This is a genomic window from Sphingobacterium sp. 18053 (genome assembly GCF_902706145.1).
Lineage (GTDB): Bacteria > Bacteroidota > Bacteroidia > Sphingobacteriales > Sphingobacteriaceae > Sphingobacterium > Sphingobacterium paramultivorum.
In genome coordinates this window covers 74,086-90,277 of sequence record NZ_CACSJW010000006.1, presented here as the reverse complement: position 1 = coordinate 90,277, position 16,192 = coordinate 74,086, and the positions used below count along the sequence as shown (strand labels likewise).

Below are 16,192 nucleotides of genomic sequence, written 5' to 3'. Positions count from 1 at the left end.
AAAAGATGTTAAATATTTCGCTTTTGTACAGCGATATAGTAGTTTTACGAAAGTGATACTATTGCGATATATTTTTCTACTTATTGCCCTTGTGGGCTTTACTTCTCCACTTTTTTGCCAAGATAAAAAAGTAGAGGGTATCGTTTTTGATAAAAATACCAAACAACGTATTGGAAATGTAAAGCTGGCCAACTTACGTACTGGAGAGGTCAATTATAATACTATCAAAGGAGAATTTGTCTTTAATGCACAGCTAGGAGATCATATTGTTGCGCTATGTAAAGGCTATTTTTCGGATACTCTTCAGGTGGATAACCGTGGATTGTTGCTGTTTCATTTGGTACGTGAATCGTTTTATATTGATGAGGTTCAGGTTTTTGCACGCAAGACCCCAGAAGAAATTCTGAAAAAAGCAAAAGAGGATTATGAGAAAGCATATCGTCTTGCGGGTTATGGTGACGTATTTTCTGTTGGCCCAAATGGTGCTGGATTAAGCATTAATTCAATCTATAGTTTATTTAGCAAGGAGGCTAAAAGAGCACGTCGACTAACTAAAACCATTGAAAACGATTATAAGGAAAATGTGATCGATTACAAATTTACGAAAGAGCTTATTAGTAAGATTACAGGATTAAATAGCGAAGAAGCTGAACGATTTAGAAGGATATTTAGACCCTCCTATTTCTTTATTCTCTCAGCGAGTGATTATGAACTGGTGAATTATATCAAAGATTGTTATTCACGGTATCAATTGAACCCTTCGCAATATTTTATTGAGCCTTTTCCAACAATTAATTATAAATTAGTACCGTAAACAAAAAATAGACGTTTTCAGAATGAAGTTATTCAATTTTGTCGGCATGGCTATGCTTTGCCTTTCTATTACCAGCTTAAAAGCACAGGATCTGAAAGATCTTCGAGCAAAACCAGATACCGTAATTTCTGTACAGAAAGAGCAACCATTAAATATTAAAACGATTCGTCCTATAGTTCCAAAATTAAACTTAGAGGTAGACTATTGGAAACATTGGACAAAATTCGGGATCAATTTAAACCAGGCGTCATTTAATGATAATTGGAAAGGTGGTGGTGTTGGTTCTATTGCTGTAGGATTGAATGCTAATCATAAATCGGATTATACGAAGGACAATTTCAATTTTGTAACCGAAGTTGATTTACGTTATGGAAAGATAAAGAATACGAATAATATTGCGAAGAAGAATAATGACCGTATATTTTGGGATAATAAGCTTTCTTATAAATTGTCTGCCAATTGGGCATTGTTTACGTCGGTGACATTTGAGTCGCAATTTGATGCGGGTTATAAGTATAAAACGGTTAACGGCAGAGATACAATAGACTATATTGAGAATGCTTTTATGGCACCAGCTTATCTGACAGAATCTTTCGGTCTTGAGTATAAGCCTAGTAACGAATTTTCCTTGCGTTTTGGTACGGGTACTGCACGTCAAACTTTTATCTTGGATGAGCGTGTTAAGCCACGTTCTGGAGAAGGTTTCTTTGAGAAATATGGATATTATAGAGATCCTAACAATCCAAGTGCGGGTACTGGTGAACGATTTGGTGTAAAGGAAGACCGCTCTTTTGCCAATGCACTGGCTTTTCAGCTAACGGGTAACCTAGACAAAAACTTCACAGATAAACTGAATGTAAAGGCTCGTTATAACCTTTTTGCTGACTACGAGAAACTTTCCAACCCTACGCACCGTTTGGATGTAACTGTAACGGCAAAAGTTACGAGAGTCATCAATGTGAACTTAAATGGTATCATGATCTATGATCCAGATGTCATTTCAAGAGTACAATTAAGCCAGTCGTTGGCGATGGGTATAGTCTATAGTTTACCAAAATAATGTTTAGGCCTGTGTCAATAGGGATATTGCTTTGTTCATTGCTGTCTTTGGCAAGCTGCAAGTCGAAGATACAGCCGGTGGTTGCAAAACCGCTAGTTGCGTCATTTGCTTCTGCATTGGTTGTGGAAGAAAAGGTCGAAGCTAAGCCAGATACCAATTTATTGACACCGGAGGAAAGAAAGGTTGTTTTTTTACAGAAGTCTGGAAACCATCCTTATTGGCGCCAAGAGGAAGCCATACATTATGATGTTCGTAAACCTAACTATGTCATTATTCATCATACAGCACAAGATAGTATTGGGCAGACAATCAAAACCTTTCAGATTCCAAGAACTAAAGTGAGTTCACATTATGTCATTGGCCGGAATGGCGAGATTATACAAATGTTGAACGATTATGTTCGGTCTTGGCATGCGGGGGTGGCAAAATGGGGTTCTATTGTCGACATGAACTCCTGTTCTATTGGTATAGAGTTGGATAACAATGGTAGGGAACCTTTTCCTGAGGCACAAATTAATTCATTGATGACAGTGCTTGATACCTTGAAATCGCGTTATTTAATCCCAACAAATAATTTTATTGGCCATGCCGATATTGCACCATCACGCAAGAATGATCCAAGCGTTTTTTTCCCGTGGAAAAAGCTTGCAGAACGAGGTTTTGGAATATGGTATGATGAAGGTCAGCTTGTGGCCCCTCCTGACAGCTTTAATGCGATAGATGCGCTTAAAATTATTGGTTATGACACCTCCAATCTAAAAGCCGCTATCGTTGCCTTTAAACGAAAGTTTGTCGTTCGGGATACAACCCCCGAATTGACCATATATGATAAGAGTGTATTGTACAATATCTATAAAAAATACTGAGCCTGATCAATCAGGCTTTTTTATTTTATTCAAGATCCCTTTTGTCCTTTATAGGACGAAGCACTTTCATCTCCGGTTGTAGGATATAGGCGATTAGCATGACAGCTAGGCAGCCAATAAGATTTAGCCAGAGAAAAGGAATCTTATTCATCGACCATACTGCTATTACTATAATTTCGGAAAGAATGGCTGCAAAAAAAACAGCTTTGCCTTGGATTTTCTTCATGTAGAAGGCGACGATAAAAATTCCTAGGATAGTACCATAGAATAGTGAACCCAAGATATTGACCGCTTCGAGGAGATTACCCAATCTGTTCGCATACAAAGCAACAATAACAGTAAATGTACCCCAGATCAACGTAAATAAACGCGACCACAAAAGGTCTTGTTTTTCAGATGAGTTAGGATTAATAAATCTTTTGTAGATATCAATGGTCGTTGTTGAGGCCAATGAGTTAATAGCACTTGCCGTAGACCCCATGGATGCGAGAAAAATGACCGCTATGAGTAGCCCAATTAGGCCCTTTGGAAAGACGCTTGTCACAAAAGAAAGAAAGACATAATTATTGTCATTCGTTTCCGCTATTGGGTTGTTCTTTTTGATTAAGTCCAAAGTCCCTTCTTTTACCGCTTGCATTTTTGCATTAAGTTGACCGAGTGAGGATCGATAATCAGCAATTCTTTTTTCATCGTCGTGATCCAATGCTGTATTAAGCTGCTGAACAACAGATTCACGTGTTTTAAATAGCTCGCTATGCTTTTGCTCGAGAATCTGGTAGTCAGGAGCATATTTGCTTTCTTTGAGCTTCTTGATCTCGACTTGATTGAAAAAAATGGGCGGCTGATGGAATTGATAATAGGCAAATACCAGAACTCCAATCAACAGGATAGCAAATTGCATGGGGATTTTCAATAGACCATTCATAATTAATCCCATGCGACTTTCTTTGATCGAAGCCCCTGTCAAATAACGACCTACTTGACTTTGGTCGGTCCCGAAGTAGGAAAGCTGTAGGAAAAAACCACCGATTAGTCCTGTCCAAAGTGTATAGTTATTATTGAGGTCAAAAGTAAAATCCAATGCATTGGTTTTTCCTGATTTTCCTGCAATATGAAGTGCTTTCGATAATCCAATAGACTCTGGCAGCAGATGGATAACTAATATACCTGCTACGAGTAATGATCCAAAGATAATGCTCATTTGAAGCAACTGTGTATGAGACACAGCTTTGGTTCCTCCATAGGTCGTATAGATAACAACAAAACTTCCTATGGCCAATGTGGTCCATGTTAGATCAATATGAAGGATGGTCGATATAATTAAAGCCGGTGCAAAGATGGTAATACCCGTTGATATCCCTCGCTGTATCAAAAAAAGAATGGCGGTGAGCCCTCTGGTTTTGACATCAAACCGTTTTTCTAGAAATTCGTAGGCTGTAAATACTTTTAGCTTATGAAAAATAGGAACAAATGTAATGCAGAGCACAATCATGGCCAACGGAAGACCAAAGTAGAATTGGACAAAACTCATTCCTGAGGAATAAGCTAAGCCGGGGGCAGATAAGAAAGTAATGGCGCTCGCTTGCGTCGCCATTACCGATAATCCGACGTGATACCAGGGTAAAGAACGATTACCTAGAAGATATCCATCAATATTTTTTATACCTCTACTCTTATAAACGCCATATATGACAATAACTAAGAGTGTCAGAAATAACACGATCCAATCTGCTGTACTCATGAATAGTGGTTCGTGAAAATGTACAGAAAAAGGATGAATACGAATAGCCAGATAACGACCAACCAGTAGAAACGCTTCCAGCTATTCATCTTTCTTATCTATCTGAAGGCTTTTGAGGATAGATAACACTATTAAAAATAGCAGCGATAATCAATCCGACAATAGCACCACCGAAGATGCTTAGAAATGTCTCGTTTGCAGTGAATCCAATTAATGCACCAAATACTACAGCAACTAAAAGAATGATTCCTTTTGCTTTGCCAGCATCAATTGTTGTGCAGCTGTTGTCAATCTGATTTTCCATTATTATATTATTTTGATTTTGATAACAAATTTACGAATAATCTGTAAGCTCCGGGAATTCCGGCAGGCAATTGTCTGAAAAAAGACAAAGATGTATAAACAAATTTACCTTTTCCATATTGAGCAATGAGTAATGAGCCATTATGTAACGGTTCGCCGGGATCTTGCATCGTGATCGGAGTGCGGTACTTTTTATCAATATCTTCCGCAAAGTAGAGCCCTCGCTCCTGTACCCAATGTTCGAAGTCAGCTTCGCTGATTTTGTTCGGGTAATTGAAAATCGGATCATTTTTATCGAAGTGTACTGTTGCAAGTTCGTCTGTTACACGGCTTCTGCCGATGCTAAAAGGAAAAGGACCAAAGTTTTTTGAGATCAGTCCATTGTTTACATTGTATTGTTCTAGGACTGTTCCGCCCATGTTGACATACGCAAATAGTCTGTTTTGGAGCTGCGCAATTTGCTTGTTGACGTTGAATATTCGTACACCCAAGATTACAGCATCGTAGCTAGAGAGATCTGCTTTTAATGCCTGTTCGTTACTTAATACATCAACTTTAATACCAATGGCCGCCAGCGACTCCGGAATTAGATCCCCTGCCCCATGGATGTATGCCACTTTTTTTACCGCGTTGATCAGGTTGACATTGCTCATTTTTATAGCAACATCTGGAAAATAAACAATATTAGGTATATGATTGTAATCGATGGATTTTATCTCTTTTAAGTGCTCTTTGTTTGCTAAGAGGAACCCCAGGGTATCAATGGAAGATTTTGAAGCATCTGATGGTTTTATGCTGATCTCTTTGGAAATTGTACGTTCGCCTTTGTCAAAAGATAGGTCAAAAGATGCCGGTGAAACTTCCCAGCCTTTAGGTACATTAGGTCTGACGTTAAACGTGGTTGTGTTTGCTTGTCCGTTTTTCTGAAAAGTCAGATTCACTTTGACAGTGTGGGCATTTTGTGTAAGTGCCAAAGGGCTGGAACATTTTGCCGTCAACTCTGGGACGATCACAATGGGGTCGTAGATTTCGCCACGAACAGGATCGGTATATTTATATTTTATGGGTTGACTGAGTGTGATATTTTCACCATTGATCCGGAGTTGAAATGATACCTCTGGAGCGTAGGGATTTTCTGGATAGCCGGTCAGGTTAAAATCACTGACATTAAATTTACCTTTTCCATGTGGTTCAATCAACCAGTAGGGTTGTGTCGTCCTGTCGGCATGTATAAGAACAGAGTCTCTTTGTAACTTGTTTATTTTTAGTGTTTCATGAATGCTGTTTCCATTTATTTGGGTCAGATCAACAGTTACATTTGGACGCCGAACAATAATGGAATGTTCCACTTTGATCTGATCATTCAAGGCATAAGATGGATTTTTAGCGATACTTTCGACCCAAATTCCACCACAGGCAAGAATTAGTTTTTCAACCTCTTTTTTCTTTTCAGTTTTCCAGTATTCATCATCAATTTGATCCAGTGCTTTGTACAGTTGGATCAATTCAGCAATGATCAATTCGGGCTTATCAATTTGATATGTTTGATTGATGTGATCAATCAAGGACTGAACTTTACTGCCGTTTTGAATTCTTTTCCATGAGGTGTCAACACCATCCAAGAGTGTATTTTTTGCAGGGACACCGTCTACATATTCAAAGTATTCGATTGATGAGCCGCGTTGGCTTGCCGAACCAAAGCCTTGGCTTTTGTGTGATGAACGGCTGTGTGCGGCAATTTCCCCATAAGAGGCTCCTAGAAGAGAATTGTAATCCCCGATATCTATTTTTAACTGATCTTCACGTGTATTGTTTTGACCTCCGAAATTAGCTGTATTCCAAAGCAAGCGTTTAGCTTTCCAGGGGCGTACAAATTGAAGTTGCTCTGGAAATTGATTCGGATCAGCAGCAGCTTTAAAGGCTTCATGTGCTAGAATGGCGGAAGCTTGATGATGACCATGTCCACCCCTTGGATCGGGAGGAAAACGTGTGATGATGACATCGGGCCTAAATTTGCGGATAATCCATACGGCTTCGCTAAGAACACGCTGTTTATCCCAGAATTCGAAAGTTTCTTCTGGAGTCTTTGAGAATCCAAAATCATATGCTGAGGAAAAAAATTGTTCGCCCTTATCGATTTTTCGAGCAGCCAGTAATTCCTGCGTTCGAATTAATCCAAGTTCAATACCTTGTTCTGTTCCGATGAGGTTTTGTCCGCCGTCACCTCGAGTTAGGGATAAATAACCTGTTTTATATTTTTCTTCCTGAGCTAGCCAAGCGATTAGCCGGGTGTTTTCATCATCGGGGTGTGCTGCAAAATAGAGTACCGACCCCAGTACGTTCAGTTTTTCTAGATTAAGTTTAATTTCAGCAGCGTTCCACTGTGGATTCTGTGCTTTAACGATTGAAGTTGACAAGATACCAGCCAAAATAATGATAACAGAGAGAAAAGGTCTTCGCATGTTTAAAGATAAAGATTTTGGTGAACAACGGATTGTTGGAGATTGTAATTTTATTGAAAGTCTTTAAGTAGTCCGTTTGTGACGTTGGTTTATTGCTTTGACTTATGGATATCATGCTGAATAAACTTAGGTCAATAAGAAAAATTTAGTTTTAGCGACGAAGTAAGGGGATCGATCGCTGAAAGGTAAAATATAGGCATAAATAAAAAACGGAAATCCCAATCAAGTTGGAATTTCCGTTTAACAATTAAAATATTTTTTCCTGAAACGAATTTTTAGAGAATAGTTATTTTGTCGCTTCGCTCCAAGTGGCAACCTTTAACATAGTAAATATATGTAGAAAATATTTAGTTCTGTCAGATTACTTTAATTAGTTTTCCACATTGCTAAATTTTGTCAACATTTTAGCTTTTGGAAAACTTATAATATATAGGCGCCATACATTTAAGATGCTGCAATACAACGATATTTAGGATAAGATAGATTCTCTGCTACCTTCAAAAAAATCTGGATTGGTCTAAATCTAATTGCATATTTGTTTGAAAAATTTCAATTGATGTTAGTTTCTATGCTTCAAATGCTCAAAAATGACAGGAACAACCTTTAAAGAAAGTTTCACAAGAATGCTTTTTTGGGCAAAGACTATTTATCAATCGCACCTAGAACACGCTTCATAAACATATTTAACGCGTCTTTTTTTGAGTTGCCTTCTTTAATCAATTTATCAACCTCTACAGCTCCGTATAGGTTTGAAATCAATTCACCAAGAACGTCAAGTTCTTCATCTTTCAAAGGAGCCTCGGTTAATGCTTCCAGTGTCTCGATTGTTTCCAAGACATAATCTACATCATTCTGCTCGATGAACTCTGTCAAATGCTTAATTACTGGTAGTTTCATTGAATAATTCTACTAATGCGTCTAACTTATTTGTTTGTACCTGATTGACTAATTTACCTTTTTTAAAAGCGGCAAAAGTGGGTAGGTTATTGACATTTGCTAGTTTGCGGGATTCAGGGAACTTTTCTGCATCAGCAATAACAAAAGGTACACTATCATTTTCGCCAGCCAATTTTTTGAATTTTGGTTTCATGATTTTGCAGTTACCACACCAGGTGGCGGAGTACTGAACCATAACAATATCGTTATTGTTTACAATTTCTTGTAAATTATCGTTTTCTAATTCTTGTAACATGATTTTATTATTAAGGTGATTGTTGGAGAAATCAACAGGAGCTGGGAAAAGCTCCTGCTGATAAGACGCTGTGGTCTTGTATTGTTAGTGTTTAGCTAAATAATCAGCTACACCTTTTCTATCTGCGTTCATGGCATCTTTACCTTCTTCCCAGTTTGCAGGACACACTTCGCCAAATTTCTGTACGTGAGCGTAAGCGTCGATCAAGCGTAAGTATTCTTTAACGTTACGGCCCAAAGGCATGTCGTTTACTGATTCATGGAATACACGGCCAGTTTCATCGATCAAGTAAGTTGCTCTATAAGTAACTGCAGAACCTTGTGCCAATGTTCCGTATTCAGGGTGTTCAACTTCTTGAACATCTAAGATTCCCAATATACTTGATAAGTTGCGGTTAGTGTCTGCCAAAAGAGGATATTCAACACCTTCAATTCCACCATTATCTTTTGCTGTGTTTAACCATGCAAAGTGTACTTCATTTGTATCGCAAGAAGCGCCGATTAAGACTGTATTGCGTTTTTCAAACTCAGCAGCTGCTTCTTGGAAAGCGTGTAATTCAGTAGGACATACGAATGTGAAATCTTTTGGATACCAAAACAAAAGCACTTTTTTACCTTCTTTAACTGCTTTTTCAAAAATGTTGATTTGTAAATTGTCGCCTAAATAATCAATTGCATCTACTGTAATGCTTGGAAAACTTTTACCTGTGAAACTCATAATATATCTTTCTTTTTTTTGTTGATACAAAGATACAGCAACTCGATGCAAAAAGCGAATTGATTTTACCAATACACTATCGTCAAAATCTATTATGACTAGATTATAACAATAAGTTTTTATTATAATAATGATAACTTGATCTGGCGAAGAACAGACCATTTGAATGTTTCTTGAAAATAAATGAATTAATACTGGGGTAGTTACAAATTTATGCCCTAAAATAATTGCAGTTTTGCAAATCAAAAGCTACTTTTGCGACGTTCAATTCTAGAACAACACAATGCTGGAGGGGTTCCAGAGCGGTCAAATGGGACGGACTGTAAATCCGTTGCTTCGGCTTCGAAGGTTCGAATCCTTCTCCCTCCACCATTTTTCATTTTCTAAATCCAGTTTATCTTACAGGTTCTAAATTTGCGTTTGATCTAGACTATTTCATAGTAGATGAAACCGATTTAATATTGATTTTGGCTATTGTGGATGTTAATCGCTTAGTAAAACTAGTCTATATAGGGGCTACCTCTCTTTTTTAAAAAAAATATAACAGGATTTTAGACTAGCTATTGACTTATATATAAAATAAACCTAAGTTTGGCTTCTGAAAAGGCCCCGTAGTTCAACGGATAGAATAGATGTTTCCTAAACATTTGATAGCAGTTCGATTCTGCTCGGGGCTACAATCTTCGAAAAAGATCGCCGAAATCTGTAAGACTTCGGCGATTTTCATTTCTTCCCATACAAGATCCCATACAATTTATCGATTTCCTCCACAAGAAGCTTTATAGTCTCGAAATTTTTAGGATTCCTTTCAATGTACAAGGATTGCAAGAATTTTTCACAAAATACTATTTAACAACAAACATTGCTTCTAACATTTCTTTCACTTTTGGAAACAGGTCTTGATATACTTCTCTATTTTCTTTTGGAATATCTTCAATTGAAGTTGACATTATATATAAAATCGATTCGTTTATATTTAGGGCGTCACAAATCTTATTTAATGTTTGTTGTGTTGGTCTTTTTTTTCCTAACTCAATTTGCGATAGAGACGTTTGCGTAATACCTGCTTTTGATGATAATTCTATTTGATTATAATTAGCAGCTTGTCTAAGTTGTTTTATAGTATTTCCAATATTCATTTTATGTATCCTTAAACAATTTATATAGTATAATGGATATATCGGCTATTCTTTTACCAATTTCCCATTTATCTATTTTTTTTAATCCTTTTGGAGTAACAATTAAATCTTCATCTTTGGAAGATTCAACTAATTGTCTTAATAGTAATAATTCCTTTTTGATATCTTTGGGAACCCTCCTTTTAGAAAGAAGATGATTTAAAGTGTCTAATATAATTTGTTTCATTATTTGCTAATTTATTTATTACTGATTTAGCTGTATTGGAGAGCATTTTTACAGAAAATAAATTAGTATATTCATCATCATCATTGTTGAAGAAAAGTATTTTTGAAACAAATAGTTGTATCGTTAATCTGAAATCAAAATAATAGCCATTAATCTTGAAATTTTGTACTCTGTCTATTAATCTATATAAGATTCGAAGTTTTTTACCTATAGATTTTTTTATATTTTTCTTGCTTTTAAAGGAACAAAAATCATGAAGTATTTTGTCTTCATAAAATGAGTAATAGACTGAATCTTTTAATTCAAAAAGAAGCTTATAAGAATTGGAGAAATCTACTATTTCATAGGCGTTCTCCAATATGGTAATCTCATTATTTAATAGAATCCAATTTTTAGCGACTTCGTTAGCAACCATAAATTTATTTTTATATTACTCAAAGTTACTAAAAATATTTTATTTAACAAATTATAGTTATTAGTAGACGTAACTTAGGCAGTGTAGAGATCCTCCAAATTGAGATAAATTATCACAATTCACAGTTTCTGTTTTAAAACCTAATTTGGTGTATAACTCTACGTTTACTCTATTGTAATAATCAGTCTCTTTTTTTGTTGGTAAAGAATATTGTGGTAATATCACCGTATCATTTAGAATAATATTATTGATGTAAATGCCCCTCGATACCGAATAACAGCCACTTCTTTTCTTTTTTCTGCATTGGCATTTAATACTTTGATCAATAGGCCTGTCATGTATCCTCATTGTTTCTAAACCAACATCGTTTGCTATACTTAGTATCCCATCCAAATAGATGTTGTCATCTTTCAAAAAGGGCATATTGGGATAGAGACTGACTGCCAATCTTCTGTCGTTGACAAATGAAGCAAACCCATCAATATGACCTATTGCATCTTCCTTTTGACGAGGTATCACTATCGACTTTATTCCTAAATAATCTTCTATCATATGTTCTATATAGAATTTGGAAAATGAGGGATTGTCCTCTATTATTTTAGAGGTCATAAACCCATATCGATCGTTGTTTATTAGATTACCACCGTCCCATATCAATGGAATGTCTATCATTTCCTTACCGATAAAAGACCTTATGATTTCTTTTGAGAGCTGATTGATTTTCTTAAAGTATTTCCACCTAAATCGATAATCACAATACATTGGAAAATAAATAGGCTTTACCAATTTGTTGTTGTTGATAAAGCCTATACAGTCCCGAAGCCAGATTTCGTCCCAGTCCTTTATAATAATTGATTCAATAGCTCTCTCATTTCCTATTCTGTCTAACAATATATTAAGATCGTGTAGAGAAGATGAAATCAATTGGATATTGATGTTCTTGGGTATCTTTTTAATTAGTTCTTCAATTACGATTGTAGTCTTATTGAAATTGTTTTTAAATGACCTTGGGTAAGCTAAAATAATGTTCTCTACCTTTCTAAATTCGCAATTCATACTATAGTTTTATTCTAATTTGCAAACGTAAAAAAGGTTTTTGCGAAATCAAAACCTTAATCTTTTATACTTTTCTTGATCTGGTTAGTACCTCTGAATAGTGCTTTCCCTTTTGTATTTTGGATTTCATTTTGTTTTTTTGTTGATAATGTTTCGATTTCTATATCAGGAAAGCATTTTCCTCCTGTTGCGAGAGTGAAGATCTTTTTCCATGTATTTATACTATAGTCTTCATCTATCACTTTTGCTGTTTTAAGGGTTATAATACAATTAGATTCGTCAATTTTTGTAATAACTAATGCACATTCAATATTATCATCTATCCATTTGCCGGAGTATGTAATTTTTAATACTGTTCCATATAATTCTTCCTTATCAAACCTCGTCGCTTTATTTGAAAATTTTGCAATCCAATCTTCCCCATCTAACCATTTTATTGAAAAGGTCTTAGATTTTTCATCAATAATCACACGACCTTGTCTACGTTCCTCATAAAATTTATAATATGCTTTGTATTCATTTTGCCTCACCAATACAGGTCTGTCATATTTTGCCAATTGATAACCAACGAAGGATAATTGATTTCTGTTTTGAGCAACTACTGTGTTAAAAAATATGTTTATCAATAGAAAATAAAAAAATATATTAAATCTTTTCATCTGTTTTTTATTTAAAAATAACGCATATATGCGTTTATTCAAAATATAAATATACCCCAATTTGCTTATGTGATAGGCATCAAGAATTTAGAACTTAATAAGGCCTTCGGTGAACACCTTAGAAAACTCCGAACAGGTAAGAAATTATCTCAAGAAGAGCTTGCTAATTATGCTAATGTTCCTATATCTCAAATAGGCAGAATAGAAAGAGGAGAAGGTAATCCTACACTCAGCACACTCTTTAGTCTTTCAAAGGCGCTAAAGGTGGATCTCAAAGATCTTATCGACTTTAATCGCTCTATATAAAAATTGCACCACACTTTTTTAGGTGCTGTATATCGAAGAATTTTTTACGAACGCAAGATTTACCAATCCGCAAAGAATTCTACCGTATATCGCCCCTATTAAAGCTATATTTCTCATAGCTCCTTTTTTGCAATTATAAAAACTAGGGTCGCCGAAACAACCCTACATATTCATAAACATTAATTTATAACAAACGTTCTCACATAGTGGGAAGCGGAATCATGTACCAGTATCTTATTTTCTGTCAATAAATCACTATAGCCATTTTCTGTCAGAGTTTTTCGGAGTGCCTGATGGAATTGATCAATCAGTTTATTTTCTATTTCTTCAATATCATTATCTCCATCAAGTATATCACATATTTCTGATGAATTATAAATATCAATACTTTTCAATATTTCATACATTGAATCATCCAATCTTTGCATGCTTGTTAATGGAATACTATCAATTAATCTTATTGTCTTCATTTTTTTTGTTATTTGCTCTTTTGAATTTTTTTGGCTTTACTTTCATGATATATTACCCGTTTCATCATTACTGACGAGTGATGAAATCGTGCAGATTTTTGATTTAGTTTTTCAATAAGAAATCTATTTTGTTTAAAATTTTATCTCTAACTACATTATGGAAGTTATCTTCCGACTTATCGATTAGGTTATACACCTCTTTACAATCGTCCATATATTTGGAAAAATGATGTCGGGACAAATGTTTTGCAAGGTCTTTTTTTTGACTTTTATTGCAATAGGCATATACCTTATTCAGCTCATCAATCGTTAAATTACGTTCTGTTATGGGGATTCTTTTGATGTTATTATAACAATCCATCATATAATTACCCAGTAACTTCCAATTACATACACCCATTAAATTTTCGAGATTAATCTCTTCTTTGGCATCCATGCCTAAAACAGACCTGAGCTTTCTAATCTGTCCGTATACGACTTCCATCCTCATCAGATTAATGCCAGCTAATTTGGACACTCCTGATTTGCTATAAAACTTCAGCTGATAATCTGACATAAAGACTTTTCTCGTTAACGGCTTGCCTATTACTCCTCCCCACGCATCTATTGTCTCAAAGAGATTTATCGAATTATGTACCTGAAACGATTCATAGCGTTCCATTATCTCCATTGGTTTATATCCTCCAACATCTATATTTACGCCTGTCTCAAGCTTAGTCGATACCTTAAAATCTTTTATATCTCTCTTAAAGTAAAGTTCAGAAAACAGGTAACATACAGAATCAAAATTTGACCGACAGAAATCATTATGGTTACCATCTATTCTAATATCGGCATACGCCCTGTTGTAGAAACGATGAAGGCTGTTCTTTATCTTCAACTGCTTGCTATTTGGATAATACTCAATCTTAAGGTTTTCGAAGTATACAACCATTTTCTCTGCTTCCTTTGGCATTTCGACATCTATCAAATCCAAAAACTTTTTAAAGTCTTGCATAGTTAAACTATGCAGGACTAATACTATATAATCAATCATATTATGTGCCTTTCTTAATTGAATTCAATACTTCATTTTTGGAAAAGAGTAGCTTTCTTCCGCATTTAGAATATGGGATAGTTTTATCTTTTATACGTTTTGTAAGAGTAGTTTGTGATATCTTTAGCAGATCACAAACTGCTAAACTGCAAAGTATCTCATCTTTTTCTTGGTCAGATTTAATAAACTCTCTTTTTGCTTCTTGGAGCTTTTGGTTAAACTTTTGAAAAAAGACCTCAACTAAATTTTCAATTGATACAGATATCTCAAGCGTAACTTCTTGGGTGTCGCATTTAGTTATATTTATTTTTGACATTTCTATTTAATATTTGTAATTATAAATTAATAATATATTTAAAAATTTTTTATATATCTAATTTTTCCAGTAGTTGTGCCCTTTGAAAGCTGGGCTGTATTTTGTTGTATCTAGCAAACGAGGATATACTTTTGTGATTACTCAGTGAACGAATCAGCTCCGAGTCCATCCCTTGATTAAATAAATAAGAGATAAATGATTTACGACCAATATGCGTAGTAAGGACCTCGTAAAGCTTACGAGGAAATTCTCTTCGATCAGAGCCATAGTATTTGACTTTAATTACATCTCTATTTAATCCAGATTGCTTTCCTAAATCTTTAAGATGACCATTCATTTTTTGATTAGATATAAATGGAAGAAGCTTGTCACTTTCGTTATATCGATATTTTTCAATAATTTCTAATGCAGATGGGTGTAGAGGGACACTTACAGGAGTCTTGGTTTTAATTGAAACATATTCTAATGTATCACCAACAAGGTTATTCTTTTTTAGATTAGCCGCATCAGAGTATCTCAATGCAGTGAAGCATAGAAATAAGAAACAGTCTCTCACTCGCTCAAGATATTTGTTGTTAGACAGATCTAAACATTTGATGGCTAGTATCTCATCTTTCTTTAAAGCAACTATTTCAGGTTCTTTAGCTGAAAAAGAAAAAGTTTTATAGATCATATTTTTATTGTACGATCTTTGGCTACAATAATTGAGAAATTGTTTTAACGTTTGAGTGTATTTGGCAATTGTTACATTTGAATGATTCATTTTGTTCATTAGAAACACTATATATTTTTGATAGAATTCTGTATCAATGAAATCGAAATCAATTGCTATTTTATTTGTTGTAGAGAATTTTTTTAGAATATCAAGAGATGTGTTGTGTTTTTTGAGAGTGTTATTAGCACACTTTAATCTCACGTGATTTATGTACTCCGTGTAGTATTCCCAAAATGTCTTTTGATTACTTGTATTTATTTTGTTGAGATTATTTCGCATATAGGCGACCGATACATTTATCCCGTTAAGCTGAGCATCTAAATAAATTTTTTCAAGTTCAGCTATATGGTTTTGAATAATAGCGTTTTGTTCAATACTATTTATTGCAGAGGGTTTGATTCGGTGATTTTTATTATCCCAATTCTTTCTTTCAATCGAAATCCCTGTTTGAACCCAAATTCGTTTCCCATTAAAAGTGAAATCAATTAAAATTGGGACATTTTTTTCTCTGAGCAAACCTGTCTTAGGATCTTTTCTTTGCTCTAATTTTGCTGTAGCTTTTGCCATTTTTTTTCTATTTTTTAAAATTGTTTTTTTATATAATTAATATATAATTATTTATATATCAAGTGTTTACAATTTTAAAAAGGATGTATGAAAGATCAATGAAAAAAGTTGAGAAAGTCGTTATTAAATAAC

Annotated in this window: 18 protein-coding genes and 2 tRNA genes; 6 read left to right on the top strand and 14 right to left on the bottom strand. The window is 34.8% G+C overall.

Annotated features, from left to right (window positions below; translation table 11 throughout):
* Positions 1 to 52 precede the first annotated feature (52 nt).
* The 3 genes from GVK91_RS15520 to GVK91_RS15510 are packed head-to-tail and all read left to right on the top strand — an operon-like array spanning position 53 to position 2,740.
* Positions 53 to 814: a hypothetical protein gene (locus tag GVK91_RS15520; RefSeq protein ID WP_159729963.1), complete on the top strand. Its 762-nt coding sequence runs from the start codon at positions 53 to 55 to the stop codon at positions 812 to 814.
* Positions 815 to 836: 22 nt separating this feature from the next.
* Entirely contained in the window at positions 837 to 1,874 is a 1,038-nt protein-coding gene (locus GVK91_RS15515) for a DUF3078 domain-containing protein (RefSeq protein WP_159729960.1), read from the top strand.
* Positions 1,875 to 1,885: 11 nt separating this feature from the next.
* Complete coding sequence (locus tag GVK91_RS15510; RefSeq protein ID WP_228280102.1) at positions 1,886 to 2,740, top strand: N-acetylmuramoyl-L-alanine amidase; 855 nt, start codon at positions 1,886 to 1,888, stop codon at positions 2,738 to 2,740.
* Positions 2,741 to 2,765: 25 nt separating this feature from the next.
* On the opposite strand, the gene GVK91_RS15505 is transcribed toward GVK91_RS15510, so the two are convergent.
* The 6 genes from GVK91_RS15505 to GVK91_RS15480 form a co-directional block, all read right to left on the bottom strand.
* Positions 2,766 to 4,481, bottom strand: coding sequence for a sodium:solute symporter (locus GVK91_RS15505; protein ID WP_159729956.1), 1,716 nt, complete (start codon positions 4,479 to 4,481; stop codon positions 2,766 to 2,768).
* A 94-nt stretch (positions 4,482 to 4,575) separates the two neighbouring features.
* Positions 4,576 to 4,785 carry a hypothetical protein gene (locus tag GVK91_RS15500; RefSeq protein WP_070562731.1) on the bottom strand — a complete coding sequence of 70 codons (210 nt, stop codon included), beginning with the start codon at positions 4,783 to 4,785 and terminating at the stop codon, positions 4,576 to 4,578.
* Positions 4,786 to 4,792: 7 nt separating this feature from the next.
* Complete coding sequence (locus GVK91_RS15495) at positions 4,793 to 7,246, bottom strand: PIG-L family deacetylase (RefSeq protein ID WP_159729954.1); 2,454 nt, start codon at positions 7,244 to 7,246, stop codon at positions 4,793 to 4,795.
* 642 nt (positions 7,247 to 7,888) lie between these two features.
* The gene (locus GVK91_RS15490) at positions 7,889 to 8,143 is read right to left on the bottom strand and encodes a hypothetical protein (RefSeq protein ID WP_046673203.1); all 255 of its coding nucleotides are present in this window, start codon (positions 8,141 to 8,143) and stop codon (positions 7,889 to 7,891) included.
* Entirely contained in the window at positions 8,124 to 8,438 is a 315-nt protein-coding gene (locus GVK91_RS15485; protein ID WP_159729952.1) for a co-chaperone YbbN, read from the bottom strand. The genes GVK91_RS15490 and GVK91_RS15485 overlap by 20 nt, the downstream gene beginning before the upstream one ends.
* A gap of 84 nt (positions 8,439 to 8,522) precedes the next feature.
* A complete protein-coding gene (locus GVK91_RS15480; protein WP_228280103.1) occupies positions 8,523 to 9,401 on the bottom strand; it encodes a peroxiredoxin in 879 nt (292 codons plus the stop codon).
* A gap of 42 nt (positions 9,402 to 9,443) precedes the next feature.
* Here GVK91_RS15480 and GVK91_RS15475 point away from each other — a divergent pair.
* Positions 9,444 to 9,527 (top strand) — tRNA-Tyr (locus GVK91_RS15475).
* Positions 9,528 to 9,760: 233 nt separating this feature from the next.
* Positions 9,761 to 9,832 (top strand) — tRNA-Arg (locus GVK91_RS15470).
* Positions 9,833 to 10,000: 168 nt separating this feature from the next.
* Here the strand turns inward: GVK91_RS15470 and GVK91_RS15465 are convergent.
* The 4 genes from GVK91_RS15465 to GVK91_RS15450 form a co-directional block, all read right to left on the bottom strand.
* Positions 10,001 to 10,294 (bottom strand): helix-turn-helix domain-containing protein, encoded by a 294-nt coding sequence (locus GVK91_RS15465; RefSeq protein WP_159729950.1) that lies wholly within the window; start codon positions 10,292 to 10,294, stop codon positions 10,001 to 10,003.
* Position 10,295: 1 nt separating this feature from the next.
* Entirely contained in the window at positions 10,296 to 10,520 is a 225-nt protein-coding gene (locus GVK91_RS15460; RefSeq protein ID WP_159729948.1) for a hypothetical protein, read from the bottom strand.
* A gap of 475 nt (positions 10,521 to 10,995) precedes the next feature.
* Entirely contained in the window at positions 10,996 to 11,991 is a 996-nt protein-coding gene (locus GVK91_RS15455) for an agmatine deiminase family protein (protein ID WP_159729946.1), read from the bottom strand.
* Between the two features lie 56 nt (positions 11,992 to 12,047).
* Positions 12,048 to 12,650, bottom strand: coding sequence for a hypothetical protein (locus tag GVK91_RS15450; RefSeq protein WP_159729944.1), 603 nt, complete (start codon positions 12,648 to 12,650; stop codon positions 12,048 to 12,050).
* 69 nt (positions 12,651 to 12,719) lie between these two features.
* On the opposite strand from GVK91_RS15450, the gene GVK91_RS15445 reads away from it, so the two are divergent.
* Positions 12,720 to 12,956 (top strand): helix-turn-helix domain-containing protein, encoded by a 237-nt coding sequence (locus GVK91_RS15445; protein ID WP_159729942.1) that lies wholly within the window; start codon positions 12,720 to 12,722, stop codon positions 12,954 to 12,956.
* A 179-nt stretch (positions 12,957 to 13,135) separates the two neighbouring features.
* On the opposite strand, the gene GVK91_RS15440 is transcribed toward GVK91_RS15445, so the two are convergent.
* The 4 genes from GVK91_RS15440 to GVK91_RS15425 all read right to left on the bottom strand — a co-directional run bounded on the left by GVK91_RS15440 (position 13,136) and on the right by GVK91_RS15425 (position 16,060).
* Positions 13,136 to 13,426 carry a hypothetical protein gene (locus GVK91_RS15440; RefSeq protein WP_159729940.1) on the bottom strand — a complete coding sequence of 97 codons (291 nt, stop codon included), beginning with the start codon at positions 13,424 to 13,426 and terminating at the stop codon, positions 13,136 to 13,138.
* Between the two features lie 103 nt (positions 13,427 to 13,529).
* Positions 13,530 to 14,423, bottom strand: a complete 894-nt coding sequence (locus GVK91_RS15435) for a hypothetical protein (protein ID WP_159729938.1) — start codon at positions 14,421 to 14,423, stop codon at positions 13,530 to 13,532.
* Positions 14,424 to 14,463: 40 nt separating this feature from the next.
* Positions 14,464 to 14,778 (bottom strand): helix-turn-helix domain-containing protein, encoded by a 315-nt coding sequence (locus GVK91_RS15430; RefSeq protein WP_159729936.1) that lies wholly within the window; start codon positions 14,776 to 14,778, stop codon positions 14,464 to 14,466.
* A gap of 49 nt (positions 14,779 to 14,827) precedes the next feature.
* On the bottom strand, positions 14,828 to 16,060 hold the full coding sequence (locus tag GVK91_RS15425; RefSeq protein WP_159729934.1) for a site-specific integrase: 1,233 nt from the start codon (positions 16,058 to 16,060) through the stop codon (positions 14,828 to 14,830).
* Positions 16,061 to 16,192: the final 132 nt, after the last annotated feature.

What these genes read in the sequence shown, in the direction of transcription:
- GVK91_RS15465 (WP_159729950.1), bottom strand. Translation starts at nt 10,294, where the DNA reads ATGAATATTGGAAATACTATAAAACAACTTAGACAAGCTGCTAATTAT.
- GVK91_RS15485 (WP_159729952.1), bottom strand. Translation starts at nt 8,438, where the DNA reads ATGTTACAAGAATTAGAAAACGATAATTTACAAGAAATTGTAAACAAT.
- GVK91_RS15455 (WP_159729946.1), bottom strand. Translation starts at nt 11,991, where the DNA reads ATGAATTGCGAATTTAGAAAGGTAGAGAACATTATTTTAGCTTACCCA.
- GVK91_RS15435 (WP_159729938.1), bottom strand. Translation starts at nt 14,423, where the DNA reads ATGCAAGACTTTAAAAAGTTTTTGGATTTGATAGATGTCGAAATGCCA.
- GVK91_RS15505 (WP_159729956.1), bottom strand. Translation starts at nt 4,481, where the DNA reads ATGAGTACAGCAGATTGGATCGTGTTATTTCTGACACTCTTAGTTATT.
- GVK91_RS15440 (WP_159729940.1), bottom strand. Translation starts at nt 13,426, where the DNA reads ATGAAGACAATAAGATTAATTGATAGTATTCCATTAACAAGCATGCAA.
- GVK91_RS15430 (WP_159729936.1), bottom strand. Translation starts at nt 14,778, where the DNA reads ATGTCAAAAATAAATATAACTAAATGCGACACCCAAGAAGTTACGCTT.
- GVK91_RS15425 (WP_159729934.1), bottom strand. Translation starts at nt 16,060, where the DNA reads ATGGCAAAAGCTACAGCAAAATTAGAGCAAAGAAAAGATCCTAAGACA.
- GVK91_RS15490 (WP_046673203.1), bottom strand. Translation starts at nt 8,143, where the DNA reads ATGAAACTACCAGTAATTAAGCATTTGACAGAGTTCATCGAGCAGAAT.
- GVK91_RS15500 (WP_070562731.1), bottom strand. Translation starts at nt 4,785, where the DNA reads ATGGAAAATCAGATTGACAACAGCTGCACAACAATTGATGCTGGCAAA.
- GVK91_RS15495 (WP_159729954.1), bottom strand. Translation starts at nt 7,246, where the DNA reads ATGCGAAGACCTTTTCTCTCTGTTATCATTATTTTGGCTGGTATCTTG.
- GVK91_RS15450 (WP_159729944.1), bottom strand. Translation starts at nt 12,650, where the DNA reads ATGAAAAGATTTAATATATTTTTTTATTTTCTATTGATAAACATATTT.
- GVK91_RS15460 (WP_159729948.1), bottom strand. Translation starts at nt 10,520, where the DNA reads ATGAAACAAATTATATTAGACACTTTAAATCATCTTCTTTCTAAAAGG.
- GVK91_RS15515 (WP_159729960.1), top strand. Translation starts at nt 837, where the DNA reads ATGAAGTTATTCAATTTTGTCGGCATGGCTATGCTTTGCCTTTCTATT.